We start from the raw sequence: 13,516 nt of genomic DNA, 5'->3' as shown, positions 1-13,516 counted from the left end.
CATGAAAAAACTGTTTACTGTCACCGCCCTGCTCGCCGGTCTCGCGTTCAACCTCGCGGCCCAGGCCGAAGAATTGAGCGTGATGACTTCCGGCGGCTTCACCGCCGCCTACAAAATCCTCGGCCCGAAATTCGCCTCCGCCTCCGGCAACACACTGACCACCAGCCTCGGTCCGTCGATGGGCAAAGCACCCGAGGCGATCCCCAATCGCCTCGCGCGCGGTGAACACGCCGACGTGGTGATCATGGTCGGCTATGCCCTCGATGACCTGATCAAGCAAGGCAAAGTCGACCCGGCCTCGCGCGTTGAGCTGGCCGATTCGCGGATCGGCCTGGTGGTGCGCGAAGGCGCGCCGAAACCGGACATCAGCAGCGTCGACGGCCTGAAGAAAACCCTGCTCGACGCACAGTCGGTGGCCTACTCCGACAGCGCCAGCGGCGTGTACATCGAGCAGCAGTTGTTCAAGAAACTGGGCATCGAAGATCAGCTGAAGCCGAAGGCAAAAATGATCCCGAAAATTCCGGTCGGCTCGGTGGTTGCCAATGGCGACTATCAATTGGGCTTCCAGCAGGTCAGCGAATTGCTGCCGGTGCCAGGGGTGAGTTTCGTCGCGAAGATTCCGGAATCGGTACAGTCGGTGACGCGTTTTGCCGCCGGGATTCCGGTCGGCGCGCAGCATCCAGAAGAGGCGAAAGCCTTGCTCGCCTACCTCGCCGCGCCGGCCGCGCAAGCTGACGTGCAGGCCACCGGCCTGGATTCGGTCAAGCGCTGATCGTTGGCGGCTGGACTTTCATTTCCACCACCAGCCGCTCCAGTTCCAGTGCCGCCGGGGTCAGCGTACGACCCCGGCGCTTGATGATGCCGACACTGCGCATCACTTGCGGGTCGGTTAGCGGCACCCGCGTCAGGATCGGATGATCCGGCCCAGGCATCGCCATCAGCGGCACCGCCGCCACGCCCAACCCCGCCTCCACCAGACCGATCATCGTCGTCACATGCCGGGTTTCGCAGATGCTCGAACGCTGCGGCACCACCGTGCTCAACGCTTGATCGAGCAAAAAGCGGTTGCCGGAGGTCTTGTCGAGCGAGATGTAATCCTGCTGATAGAACTCATCCCAGCTCACACTGCTGCGTTCGGCCAACGGATGATCGCGGCGACAGGCGACGACGTAGCACTCCTGCACAAGCGGTTCGAACTCGACTTTGGCATCCTGCGTGCCGAGAAAACTCAAGCCGAAATCCGCCTCGCCATTGACCACCGCACTCAACACATCGTGCGCGCTGGAGTCGAGCACTTTGACTTTGATCCGTGGGAATTGCTGGTGATAGCGCGCGACCACGCGGGGCATGAAGTAGTAAGCCGCCGAGGGCACACAGGCGACGGTGACATGGCCCAGGCGCGTCGAAGCGACTTCGCTGATGCCCAGCAACGCGACATCCAGATCATCGAGCAAACGCTCGACACTGGGCATGAAGCCGCGTCCGGCCTGAGTCAGACTGACCTTGCGTGTGGTGCGTTCGAAGAGTTTGACGCCGAGGGCGTCTTCGAGCTTTTCGATGCGCCGGCTCAACGCCGGTTGCGAAAGACGCACGGTGTCGGCGGCCTTGCGGAAACTGCCCTGCTCGACCACCGCGCGGAAGGCTTGCAGATCGTTGAGGTCGAAGTTGATGGCCATGGCGGGACTCGGGAGATTAATTCGCTTAGGTTATAAATGTAACCAATTGATGCCAGATATTACAGAAATGATGAAGATCCCCTGTAGGAGTGAGCCTGCTCGCGATAGCGGTGGATCAGTCGACTCATGTGTGGCTGACACACCGCTATCGCGAGCAGGCTCACTCCTACAGGGATCTTCTGTGGATCTTGAATCGATTCAGCCCTTATCCTTGTCACCCCCGCCGTACCGTTGTCAGGAGTAACCCCCCATGCCCCATGAAGGCAATCTGTTGCAAGCCGCTGTCGTGTTTCTGTTCGCGGCCGTGCTCACCGTGCCTTTGGCCAAACGTCTGCAACTGGGCGCCGTGCTCGGTTATCTGTTTGCCGGGGTGATTATCGGCCCTTCGGTTTTGGGCCTGATCGGCAACCCGCAGAGCGTGGCGCACATTTCCGAGTTGGGTGTGGTGTTGCTGCTGTTCATCATTGGGCTTGAGCTGTCGCCGCGACGCTTGTGGGTGATGCGTAAATCGGTGTTCGGCGTCGGTCTGGCGCAGGTGCTGCTGACCGCTTCAGTGATCGGCGTGCTGGCGCTGTCGGTGTTTGGTCAACCACTGAACAGCGCGATTGTGCTGGGTCTTGGTCTGGCACTGTCCTCGACGGCATTCGGTCTGCAAAGTCTGGCCGAGCGCAAAGAACTAACCAGCCCCCATGGGCGACTGGCGTTCGCGATTCTGCTGTTTCAGGACATCGCCGCGATCCCGTTGATCGCACTGGTGCCGATGCTGGCGGGTGGTGCTCACGACACCAGTAACGCGGAAAGCCTGAACCATGCGTTGCAAGTGCTCGGCGGTATCGCCGTGGTCGTGGTCGGTGGGCGATATCTGTTGCGGCCAGTGTTCCGCGTGGTGGCGAAAACCGGTTTGCCGGAAGTGTCGACGGCTACGGCGTTGCTGGTGGTAATTGGCACGGCGTGGTTGATGGATCTGGTCGGTGTGTCGATGGCACTGGGGGCGTTTCTCGCCGGTCTGCTGTTGGCGGATTCGGAATATCGCCATGAACTGGAAGCGCAGATCGAACCGTTCAAAGGTCTGCTGCTCGGGCTGTTTTTCATCAGCGTCGGCATGGGCGCCAACCTCAGTTTGCTGCTGAGTGCGCCGATCACCGTGCTGGGGCTGACGCTGCTGTTGATCGGGTTGAAATTGCCGCTGCTGTTCGTCGTCGGGCGTCTGGCCGGTGGCTTGAACAAGGTCAGTGCGATCCGCCTCGGTATCGTATTGGCGGCCGGTGGTGAGTTCGCTTTTGTGGTGTTCAAGATCGGTCGTGATCAGGGCCTGTTTGAGCCGCGTCTGTATGACCTGCTGGTGCTGACCATCACCCTGTCGATGGCGGTGACGCCGTTGTTGCTGTTGATCTGTGCGCGGCTGGTCAGTCCAAAAGTGCAGCCGGTGGAAGTGCCGGAAAAATACCGTGAGATCGACACTGACACCCCGCGTGTAGTGATCGCTGGCATGGGCCGGATGGGCCAGATCGTCGCGCGGATTCTGCGGGCGCAGAACATCAAGTTCGTTGCGCTGGATACGTCGGTGGAAACCATCGAACTGTCGCGCAGTTTTGGCGGTGTGCCGGTGTTCTATGGCGACCCGATGCGTCCGGAAATCCTCAATGCGGCCAAGGTCGGCGAGGCGGAATATTTCGTGATTGCCACGGATGATCCGGAGACCAACATCAAGACCGCCGAGGTGGTGCGCAAGCTGTATCCGCACATGAAGATCATCGCTCGGGCGCGTAACCGTCAGCACGTGCACCGCTTGGTGGATGTTGGCGCGGAGGCGATTCGTGAGACGTATTACTCAAGTCTGGAGATGAGCCGGCGTACGTTGGTGGGACTTGGTCTGACCCAGGCCCAGGCCGATGCGCGGATCAAGCGCTTCAAGCATCACGACGAACAGGTGCTGGAGGCACAACACGCGATCTACGACGACGCGGCCAAAGTTCTGCAAACCGCCCAGGAAGCCCGTGCGGAACTGGCGCGGTTGTTCGAATCCGACCAACTCGAAGAAGAATCGCGCAAATCCTGAGCCCCGCACAAAACCTGTAGGAGTGAGCCTGCTCGCGATGGCGGTGTGTCAGTCGACTTATTCATTACTGACAGATTGCTATCGCGAGCAGGCTCACTCCTACAGGGGATCTGTGTCAAGCAGGTTCTAGCGTGCGCTCCTGCTTGACTGGGGCTGCTGCAAACCGATCCGCCAGAAACGGCGTGATGTCCAGCGGCAGCGGTTCATCGTTGACCAGTTTATCCAGCAACACACCAGTAATCGCCGAGGTCAAAATCCCGGTGCGGAAGTGCCCGCAGGCATTCAGATAACCCTCCACCCCACGCATCGGCCCGAGTATCGGCAACTCATCCGGCGAGCCCGGACGCAAACCTGCCCACGTGCGTTTCAGATTGACGTCTTTAAGTTCCGGCAGACAGCGTACTGCGCCCTGTACCAGCCCGGCGATTTCCGGGTAGGTGGTGGTGACGTCGAAGCCTTTGTCTTCGGTGGTACTGCCGATCAGTATCTCGCCGTTGTCTTTCTGTGCCACGTAGCAGTCGCTGGTGGTCAGGCAGCCGTTGAGAATTTTCGGCATGCGCTCGGTGAGCAGAATCTGGCCCTTCACTGGTTTCACCGGGATGCGAATCCCCGTCGCCCACTCGCTCAGATCCGCCGCCCAGGCACCGCCGGCGTTGATCAGCGTCTTGCAGTGGAACACGCCCTCCTCGGCCGTCTGCACACCGGTCACGCGGCTGCCATGGTGCAACACACCGGTGACGTTGGTGTTGACGAAGATGTCGATGCCGTTCTGCCGCGCGCCTTCCATGTAGGCGTCGGCGAGGCGGAACGGGCTGACCTGATGGTCGCAGAGAAACTCCAGCGCTCCGCGTGCTTCATGGCTGACGCCCGGTTCAGCCTCGCGCAGCGCCGCCTGATCGAGCCAGCGCACCTGATCGGCCAGGTGCGGAATGCAGCCGACGATGTGCTCAGCGTAGAGCCGGTCTTCGTCGTCATAGATGACAAATTTCAACCCGGTCTTTTCGAACTTGAAATCCATGCCGTGATTGTCTTTCAGCTCTCGGTGCAACGCCGGGTACAGGGCGTTGGACTGCAGGGCAAAATCGAAAAACGACTCCGGCAGAATATGCGGCGTGCTCGCGTCCACCGCCACCGCCGCGCCTTGGGTTTCGCGCTTGCGGTTGGCCGACATCATGCGGAAGAAAATCACCCCGCAGCCGAGGCCGACCGACTCACCGATCGCCCACAAACCACCGGCCGAGGCTCGGGTCGCGTTGCCCGGGCGTTTGGCATCGATCAGCGCCACTTTGAGGTTTTTGCGTTTGGACAATTGATAGGCGCAGGACGCCCCGATCACGCCGCCGCCGGCAATGATCACGTCATAGAACTTACTCATGGGCAGCGGTCTCCGTGCCGACGGACTGGAACGCGGAAAAAGGAATCGGATCGATCGGGAAACGCGGGCGCAGCCAACCGACGTCCTTGCGCCCGGTAGCCTGACGCAAGCGATCGCTGCAGTAGCCGACGCACATGCGCCCCTGGCAATCGCCCATGCTCACGCGGGTGCGCATTTTCAGGCTGGCGATGTCTTGCACGCCCTGCTCCAGCGCCAGGTCGATGTCGGCGCGGGTGGCGTGCTCGCAACGGCAGATCACCGTGTCGGCGGCGGGCAATGCGGTCTGGCCGACGCCGCGTTCGGTGTAGCGATCGACGGCGGCGCGAAAGCGCACGATGGCTTTGAGTTTGCTCAAGTAGCGGTCGCGGCGAACCCGCGCCAATTCCTCTTCGAGCACGCCGCGTTGCAGGAGAATCGAGGTCGCGGCGATCTTGCCGGCGAGCATCGCCGCTTCACCGCCGCGAATCCCGCCCATGTCACCGGCCAAATGCACGTGCGGTTCGTTGCTTTGCTGCCAGACATTCGCATTGGCGCGCAGATAACCGTCGTTGCTGAAGCCGTGGTCCAGGCCCATCTGCTGACTCAGTTGCGTGCGTGGAATAAAGCCGTAACCGACCGCCAGGGTCTTGGCTTCGAAGCGCTCGACGCGGCTCATGTCCGGTTCCCAAGTGGCCGAGTACGGCGCGACGCTGACGCTTTTCAGCTCGCCCTCGCCGTGGGCCTCGACCACGCCCCAGCCGTAGTTCATCGAGATGCCGTGCTGTTTCAGGTAGGCGAGCATGCTCAAACCGTCGAGAAACAACTGCGGCTTGTTCAGCAGCGCCAGACTTTCGCGGGCGATTTTGCCGAACGCGCAAGCTTCATACACGCCCGCGACGCTGACGCCTGCGGCATGCAGTTGTGTCGCCACCAGCGGCAGCAACGGCCCGGTGCCGGCGATGATCACCGGCCCTTGCGGCTTGACCACACCACTTTTGATCTGCAGTTGCAGACCGCCGAGCATGATCACCCCCGGCAAGGTCCAGCCCGGAAACGGCACGCTGCGTTCATGACAACCGGCAGCCAACAGCAACTGCGAATACTCGATCTCGTGCAGTTGCTCGTCGCCATCGAGCACCACCAAGGCGCGGGTGCCTTCGGCGCCGACCACACGATGATTGAGGCGCACGTCGATCAGCCCGGACTGTTCCTGAAAATCACCGTGCAGTTTGCCCAGCGCTTCGGAGTAGCGCGGGCCGAGATAATCCAGTTGCACGCCGTCCCGCAGCGGCCCGCGATAGACCACACCGCCGAGCCGCGAAGCTTCTTCGAGCAAGGTGCAGCGCACACCGTGGCGCGCCAGTTCGATGGCCGCCGCCATCCCCGCCGGGCCGCCGCCGACGATCACCGGTTGCAGGCTCATACGATCACCTCCTGCTCGGTGATGCGGTTGACCTGGGTTTCGATGTGCATGCCGTCACGCACCACGGTCTGGCAGGCACGACGTTTGTGCCGGCCATTGATTTTCACCAAACAGCACTGGCAAACGCCCATGCCGCAATAGGCGCCGGTAATCTGATCGTGATCGTTGCGGGCAATCTGGCGTACGCCGAGTGATTGAATAACGCTGAGTACGGTTTCGCCGATGGCGGCGGTGACCGCTTGACCGTTGATGTGGACGGTCATGTCCGCCTGCGCCAACGGCTGGATATCGAAAGTTCTTTCTTGGCAGTGCATTGCGATGTTCATCCGTGAAAGTTCGGTTGAGGTGGTGTCAGCTCCTTGCTGCACTACAGCGTGTCGACGCGTTTGTTGTTGCTGTGATTGGGGCGTCGACGCGTACTTCGTCAGCGCAACAGAGGTGCGCGAGAAGCACTGTAGTTCATACCTCAGCAAAGGCCGGGATCATTTACGTTAGGCGATCTCGCCGCAGTAAATATTGATCCAGGCCAGTGAAAACGATTGGATTGTCCAACGATCAGTTGGAGAAGACGAACTGCCCTTTGATCTTCTTCGCGCCAATGAAACCCAAGTCCGGGAACAGCAGGGATTTGATCCACGCGGCGTAGAACACAATGGCCAGGGTGATGCCGACGGCAATCACGGTCGACAGCGGATCTTCCTCATAGCCCTTGAACATGCGTGAAACCTGACTGATGGTGAGGAGGACATAAACGGTGTAAGCCGCCGCCACGTTCTTGTAGAAACCCCATGCAAACAACAGCGGAATGCCGCCTGCGATCAGCAGCATGGTCAGTGCCAGGCCGGCGCTGGCGTCATAGAACAGGAAGAAACCGAAGACTGCGCCGATCAATGCCTGAATGCAGGTCAACACAACCAGCAGGGTGACTTTGAGTGAATGCTTTTCTCTAAGGGCCGGATCCGGACGCCCGCCGATCCAGGCTGCCAACACGCGATCTTTGACCGCACCGCCCGACAACGCTTTGAACGTTTCGGTTTTCGAGCGCCCGGATTCGAGCATTTCCACCAACTGGCGTTTGATTTCCTTCTTGTCCAACGTGTTCATCCTTAAAGAGAGGTAAAAGCGGCCAATCCACTTCCGGCGGCGATTCTCGCCGTTGGCCCCGCAGAAAGCAAAAAGCCGCTTCCACCCGAAGGTGGAAGCGGCCGAGGCATGGGCCTCAATGGAGCAATCAGTGCACGAACAGGGCGATCAGGATGATGATCGGGATCGGTACGCCGAGGAAAAACAGCAGAAGTGAGCGCATGGTCATGCTCCTTGTTTAACGGACTGGAGTGGTCGTGGTGTAGGTGTCGACTTCTACGTACTCGACGGCATCCCGGCGACGACCGCCGTAAGTAGCCGCGAGGCTGGCGAAGAACGCACCGGCCAACAGCGAGATGAACATCCACAGCGAGGTCCAGGCAGCGACTTTCGCAGCGGTGTCGGCGGCTTGTTGAGCTTTCAGCTTGGCGTCGGCCAGGGCTTTCTGAGTGCGCGCGTAGATCTCATCGACGCGGCGCTCGGCATCGGCCTGAGTCAGGTTGGTCCGCTGTGCGACCAGCTGCGCCAGGTAGGTACGGTCTTCGGCACTCAACTGACCATTGGCCAGGCTTTGCGCGAAAATACGGGCCACCGCACCATGCGCTGCGTCATCGCTGACGGAGGCCGGACGGTCATCACGGAACAGGCTGTCGATGTAGTAACCGTACTGATTGCTGTCGGTGTTCGCTGCAGCAGAGCCGGCCGCTTGGGTCATCGCGCTGGCTGCACCGCCGGCCACACTGGCACCTGCCTGCACACCACCACTGATGACGCTGCTGACCGAGCCGACCACCAGCACTGCGGTAACCAATGTAGCCACACACCAGGCAAGGAAGCCGTGGGCGGTGTCGCGGAAATACACCTCGTCACCGTGCATGTTCGCCCACTTCACCCGCAGGCGACCGGCGATGTAGCCACCCATGCCGGAAGCGATGATTTGCGTCGCCGCCAGCCAGACTATCGTAGAAATGCCCAGGCCCTTGGCGCTAACGCCCTCTCCGGCCCACGGTGAAACGGCAGAGAAACCCAAACCGAACCCGAGCAAAACCAAAATCATCGACAGTGCAGCGGCAGCCGCAGCACCGGCGAAAATCGCGCCCCAGGACACGCCCGAAACGCTGCTCGACTCTTCAACGGCGGGATAAAACCCATCAGGGGATCTATTCATTGTTGTTCTGCTCCAGGCATGAAAAATGGTGTTACAACTCGTCATCAGAGGAATTGCAGTGACCGTGCCAGTCGCAGAAATTAAATAAATCTTCGGTTTTCAATCACTTAGAAAGAATGAACTTCCCAGGACCATGCAAATTGCAACAAGGCCCGAATAAGAGCGGGTTTTATGCATTGGCCTCGAATACCAATAGCGCTCGAAATTTGCGTTTGTGACAGGTCAACATGAAAGTTAATTTAAAGCGTCAGCGCAATTTCTTGGCAAAATGCTGCCATTCCGTTTGAACCGATCAGCAGGCCTGCCTATGACTCGTATCTTGACCATCGAAGACGACGCCGTGACTGCGCGGGAAATCGTCGCCGAACTGAGCAGCCACGGGCTGGAAGTCGACTGGGTCGACAATGGCCGCGAAGGCCTCGACCGCGCCGTGAGCGGCAACTACGACCTGATCACCCTCGACCGCATGCTGCCCGAACTCGATGGTCTGGCCATCGTCACCACCCTGCGCACCATGGGCGTGGCCACACCGATTCTGATGATCAGCGCCCTCTCCGATGTTGACGAACGCGTACGCGGCTTGCGCGCTGGCGGTGATGACTACCTGACCAAACCGTTCGCCACCGATGAAATGGCCGCACGGGTTGAAGTGTTGCTGCGTCGGCAGAACAGCGGCGCGACTCAGGCGACAACCTTGCAGGTGGCCGACCTCGAACTGGACTTGATCAGCCACGAAGCGCGCCGTGCCGAACAGGTGCTGACGCTATTGCCGACCGAATACAAGCTGCTCGAATTCCTTATGCGCAACAGCGGCCAGATCCTTTCGCGGATGATGATTTTCGAAGAGGTCTGGGGTTATCACTTCGACCCGGGCACCAACCTCATCGACGTGCATATCGGCCGTCTGCGCAAGAAGATCGACGCGGTGGGCAACGTTCCGTTGATCCGCACGGTACGGGGCTCGGGTTATGTCATTGCCGAACCCGTCTGACGGCTGGCGCTCCTCCAGCAGCCGCTTGCTGGCGCTTTACAGTTCGCTGTTCGTGGCCTGGAGCGCGATCCTCATGGGGGTCATGTATTACGAGGTTTCCGGCTACCTCGACAACCTCGCCAAACATTCGCTGATGCAACGTCAGCATCTGTTTTCGCACTTTCGCGGCGAGCAACTGGAAGACGCCCTCGCCGCCAGCATGACTTTCGATATTCGCGGCATCGACGCCTATGGCTTGTTCGATGCCGACGGCGTTTACCTCGGCGGTGCCTTGCAGCAGATCCCCGAGGGCCTACCGCTGGACGGCAAGATCCACATGCTCGCCGACTGCGCCGACTCCGATGACCCGACCCTGCCCAATGACAGCTGCGACGCGGTCGCCACGCAAACCCGCGACGGCCGCTGGCTGGTGTTGCTGCGCGACAACGGCTCGCTGTTCGCCGTCACGCGGATCATTTTGCATGCGTTGTTCTGGGGCGTGTCGCTGACGATTCTGCCCGGGATTGCCGGTTGGCATTTGCTACGGCGTCGACCGCTGCGGCGGATTCGCGCGATTCAGGACAGCGCCCAGGCGATTGTCGCCGGCGACCTGACCCATCGTTTGCCGCTGTCCAACCGCCGCGATGAACTGGACATGCTCGCCGCCATCGTCAACGCCATGCTCGAACGCATCGAGCGCTTGATGAATGAAGTCAAAGGCGTCTGCGACAACATCGCCCATGATTTACGCACCCCGCTGACGCGCCTGCGCGCGCAGTTGTATCGCATGCAGCAACAGGCCGGCGAAGGTTCGCAGGAGGCGGCGCAACTGGATCTGGTGCTGGCGGAAGCGGATACGCTGATGGCGCGGTTTCGCGGTTTGCTACGGATTTCCGAACTGGAAGATCGCCAGCGCCGCTCAGGCTTTGTCGAACTCGACCCGGTGCAATTGCTGGAAGAACTGCATGAGTTTTACCTGCCGCTGGCCGAGGAAGGCGAGCTGCGTTTCGATTTGAACATGCCGGAAACATTACCGGCGCTGAACGGTGATCGGGCATTGCTGTTCGAGGCGTTGGCGAATTTGCTGAGCAACTCGATCAAGTTCACGCCGCCGGGCGGCACGGTGATGTTGCGTGGGGTCAACGCGGGTGGACAGACGCGGATCGAGGTGCACGACTCAGGACCGGGGATTCCCGAGGCTGAGCGTGAGGCGGTGTTCCAGCGTTTCTATCGCGCCGAGGGTGGGCAGCCGCAGGGTGGCTTTGGTTTGGGGCTGTCGATTGTCGCGGCGATTGTCAGTTTGCATGGCTTCAGTCTTGAAGTCGGCAGCAGTGATCTGGGCGGGGCGAAACTGGTGCTCGATTGCCGGCAGAGCCTGATCGAAAATTCCTGATCCCCACCTTGGAATGCAACCCCTGTAGGAGTGAGCCTGCTCGCGATAGCGGTGTCTCAGTCAACAACTCATTGAATGACAAAACGCCATCGCGAGCAGGCTCACTCCTACATTGGATCGTGGTGTTCTTCAGGTTGGGTAATTGGCTCGGAGTGCTTCGAGTCCACCCTGGTAGATGCCGCTGAACAGCGCCACCACCTCCTCATCGCTCACGTCTTTGGCGTTGAAGCGCCCCGACCACGTCACCCGTGCGCCCTGCCCTTGGGCTTCGACCTTGATCGTCGCCAGATAATCAGTGGCCGGGAACGGCGCCTGTTCAATCGAATAGCTGTAGGTTTTCGCGGCATTGTCGAACGCTTGCAGACGCTCTACCACCACAGCGCCGTCAGCGGTTTGCAAGGTGCGCACGCGCCCACCGTCGCTCAGTTCACTGTTGGGAATAAAGGGCAGCCAATCGGGCAGCGTGTTGAAGCCGCCGATCAATTGCCAGACCTGATCGGCCGAGGCCGGGATATCGATGGTTGCTGATGCTGTAGGCATAAATAAACGTCTCTCTCGGAAATTCAGATCGTCAGGCTGTCGACCACGCCGCCATCGACGCGCAACGCGGCGCCAGTGGTGGCCGAGGACAGCGGCGAAGCAATGTAGGTCACCAGATGCGCGACCTCTTCAACATCCGCGACACGCTGGATAATCGAAGTCGGACGGGCCTTGAGCACGAAGGCGTCGGCTTCATCGCGCAGGTTGCGCCCGGATTCGGCGGCGGCATCCTTGAGCATGTCTTGCAGGCCATCGGTGAAGGTCGGCCCCGGCAGGATCGCATTGACCGTCACCCCGGTGCCAGCCAGACGTTTGGCCAGACCGTGGGACACCGCCAGATTGGCGCTTTTGGTCACGCCGTAATTGATCATGTCGGCCGGCGTGGCGACGCCGGATTCCGAGGACAGGAAAATCACTCGGCCCCAGCTTTGCTCGACCATCGCCGGCACGTAATGCCGCGCCAGGCGCACGCCGGAAATCACGTTGACCTCATAGAAACGCGTCCACTCGCTGTCCGGCGCTTCGAAGAAATCAACGGCGTCGAAGATACCGAGGTTGTTCACCAGAATGTCCGCGCGCGGTTCAGCGGCGAACAGCTTCTGCGCGCCCTCCGCGGTGCCCAGATCGGCAGCCAAACCACGCAACTGCGCACCCGGGACTTTCTCGCGAATACTCGCCAACGCCTGTTCAACTTTGGCCGTGTCGCGACCGATGACCACCACCGTGGCGCCGGATTCGGCCAGCGACTGGCTGATGCCCAGACCAATGCCGGCGGTGCTGCCGCTGACGATGGCCAGTTTCCCACTCAGATCAATCTTCATGCTTTCACCTCATCGATTGGCAATGGTGCACGTTCGGAAACCAGTTTGGCGTCGCGCATCGCCTGCCAGAAACCGGCAGGAATGATTGCCGACAACGCCGCGACATCTTCAGCAATTCGGCCGGGTTTGCTGGCGCCAGGAATGACCGCCGCAACAGCGGGATTGGCCAGCGAGAACTGTAGCGCAGCGGCTTTGATATCGACGTGGTAAGCGGCGGCGATGCGTTTGATCTGCTCCACTTTGGCGATGACCTCAGGGCTGGCCTGCTGGTATTCGAAGTGCGAGCCACCGGCCAGGATTCCCGAGCTATAAGGGCCACCGACAACGATTTCGACGTTCTGCGCTCGGGCCGAATCCATCAGGCGTTGCAACGGACGTTCGTGGTCGAGCAGCGTGTAGCGACCGGCCAACAAAAAACCATCCGGTTGCGCTTCGCTGAGGTCGAGGGTCAGTTCGCACGGTTCGACTTTGTTTACGCCCAGGCCCCAGCCCTTGATCACGCCTTCTTCGCGCAACCGGGTGAGGACTTTGAATGCGCCGGTGCGGGCCTGGTTGAAGTATTCCAGCCATTGATCGCCATAGAAGTCCTGCGCGATGTCGTGCACCCAGACGATGTCGAGGCGATCGGTTTGCAGGCGTTTGAGGCTATCTTCGATCGAACGCAAGGTTGCGTCGGCGCTGTAGTCGTTGACGATCTTGTTCGGCCGACCGTGTTCGAATACCCCGCTCTTCTCGCCGAGATCACGGGCGGCGGCGTCTTCAACTTCATCGAGAATCACCCTGCCGACCTTGCTGCTGAGCACATAGTCATCGCGTTTGTATTGCTTGAGCGCTTCACCGAGGCGGATCTCCGACAGACCGGAACCGTAGAACGGCGCGGTATCGAAGTAACGCACGCCGGCATCCCACGCAGCATGCACGGTGGCTTGCGCTTCGGCTTCCGGGATGGCGCGGAACATGTTGCCCAGTGGCGCGGTGCCGAAGCCCAGTTGGCCGGGGAGTTTGTCTTTTAAGCTCATGGGTTTTTCC

13 protein-coding genes are annotated in these 13,516 nt (G+C 60.4%); 4 read left to right on the top strand and 9 right to left on the bottom strand.

Annotated elements, in window-relative coordinates; genetic code table 11:
• The first annotated feature begins 1 nt into the window (after position 1).
• Complete coding sequence (locus ACOYXE_RS04735; RefSeq protein ID WP_160058559.1) at positions 2-772, top strand: substrate-binding domain-containing protein; 771 nt, start codon at positions 2-4, stop codon at positions 770-772.
• Here the strand turns inward: ACOYXE_RS04735 and ACOYXE_RS04730 are convergent.
• Positions 762-1,676, bottom strand: a complete 915-nt coding sequence (locus ACOYXE_RS04730; RefSeq protein WP_160058560.1) for a LysR family transcriptional regulator — start codon at positions 1,674-1,676, stop codon at positions 762-764. The two genes, ACOYXE_RS04735 and ACOYXE_RS04730, sit on opposite strands and share 11 nt — an antisense overlap.
• A 250-nt stretch (positions 1,677-1,926) precedes the next feature.
• Between ACOYXE_RS04730 and ACOYXE_RS04725 the strand changes: the two genes are divergently transcribed.
• Positions 1,927-3,735, top strand: a complete 1,809-nt coding sequence (locus tag ACOYXE_RS04725) for a monovalent cation:proton antiporter-2 (CPA2) family protein (RefSeq protein WP_160058561.1) — start codon at positions 1,927-1,929, stop codon at positions 3,733-3,735.
• 115 nt (positions 3,736-3,850) lie between these two features.
• Here ACOYXE_RS04725 and hcnC read toward each other — a convergent pair whose 3' ends face one another.
• The 5 genes from hcnC to ACOYXE_RS04700 form a co-directional block, all read right to left on the bottom strand.
• Entirely contained in the window at positions 3,851-5,110 is a 1,260-nt protein-coding gene (hcnC, locus tag ACOYXE_RS04720) for a cyanide-forming glycine dehydrogenase subunit HcnC (RefSeq protein ID WP_160058562.1), read from the bottom strand.
• Positions 5,103-6,512 (bottom strand): cyanide-forming glycine dehydrogenase subunit HcnB, encoded by a 1,410-nt coding sequence (gene hcnB, locus ACOYXE_RS04715; RefSeq protein ID WP_460927951.1) that lies wholly within the window; start codon positions 6,510-6,512, stop codon positions 5,103-5,105. Before hcnB ends, hcnC begins: the two co-directional genes overlap by 8 nt.
• A complete protein-coding gene (hcnA, locus tag ACOYXE_RS04710) occupies positions 6,509-6,826 on the bottom strand; it encodes a cyanide-forming glycine dehydrogenase subunit HcnA (protein ID WP_405123359.1) in 318 nt (105 codons plus the stop codon). The genes hcnB and hcnA overlap by 4 nt, the downstream gene beginning before the upstream one ends.
• A 241-nt stretch (positions 6,827-7,067) precedes the next feature.
• A complete protein-coding gene (locus ACOYXE_RS04705) occupies positions 7,068-7,607 on the bottom strand; it encodes a hypothetical protein (protein ID WP_405123358.1) in 540 nt (179 codons plus the stop codon).
• 226 nt (positions 7,608-7,833) lie between these two features.
• Positions 7,834-8,763 (bottom strand): membrane protein, encoded by a 930-nt coding sequence (locus ACOYXE_RS04700; protein WP_007914999.1) that lies wholly within the window; start codon positions 8,761-8,763, stop codon positions 7,834-7,836.
• Between the two features lie 307 nt (positions 8,764-9,070).
• Here ACOYXE_RS04700 and ACOYXE_RS04695 point away from each other — a divergent pair, with 307 nt between their 5' ends.
• Both ACOYXE_RS04695 and ACOYXE_RS04690 read left to right on the top strand, forming a co-directional pair.
• Complete coding sequence (locus ACOYXE_RS04695) at positions 9,071-9,754, top strand: response regulator transcription factor (RefSeq protein WP_123594222.1); 684 nt, start codon at positions 9,071-9,073, stop codon at positions 9,752-9,754.
• On the top strand, positions 9,732-11,126 hold the full coding sequence (locus ACOYXE_RS04690; protein WP_160058565.1) for a sensor histidine kinase: 1,395 nt from the start codon (positions 9,732-9,734) through the stop codon (positions 11,124-11,126). The genes ACOYXE_RS04695 and ACOYXE_RS04690 overlap by 23 nt, the downstream gene beginning before the upstream one ends.
• Before the next feature lie 129 nt (positions 11,127-11,255).
• Here the strand turns inward: ACOYXE_RS04690 and ACOYXE_RS04685 are convergent, their stop codons facing one another.
• From ACOYXE_RS04685 to ACOYXE_RS04675, 3 genes are read right to left on the bottom strand one after another with little or no spacing between them, the layout of a single operon-like run.
• Entirely contained in the window at positions 11,256-11,666 is a 411-nt protein-coding gene (locus ACOYXE_RS04685) for an SRPBCC family protein (RefSeq protein ID WP_460927947.1), read from the bottom strand.
• Positions 11,667-11,689: 23 nt separating this feature from the next.
• On the bottom strand, positions 11,690-12,487 hold the full coding sequence (locus ACOYXE_RS04680; RefSeq protein ID WP_460927945.1) for an SDR family NAD(P)-dependent oxidoreductase: 798 nt from the start codon (positions 12,485-12,487) through the stop codon (positions 11,690-11,692).
• Positions 12,484-13,506, bottom strand: a complete 1,023-nt coding sequence (locus ACOYXE_RS04675) for an aldo/keto reductase (protein ID WP_160058568.1) — start codon at positions 13,504-13,506, stop codon at positions 12,484-12,486. Before ACOYXE_RS04675 ends, ACOYXE_RS04680 begins: the two co-directional genes overlap by 4 nt.
• Between the last annotated feature and the right edge of the window lie 10 nt (positions 13,507-13,516).

It is taken from the genome of Pseudomonas sp. MC6 (assembly GCF_054790575.1).
The sequence above is the reverse complement of the archived record's forward strand: the minus strand, read 5'-3'. Positions and strand labels throughout refer to the sequence as shown.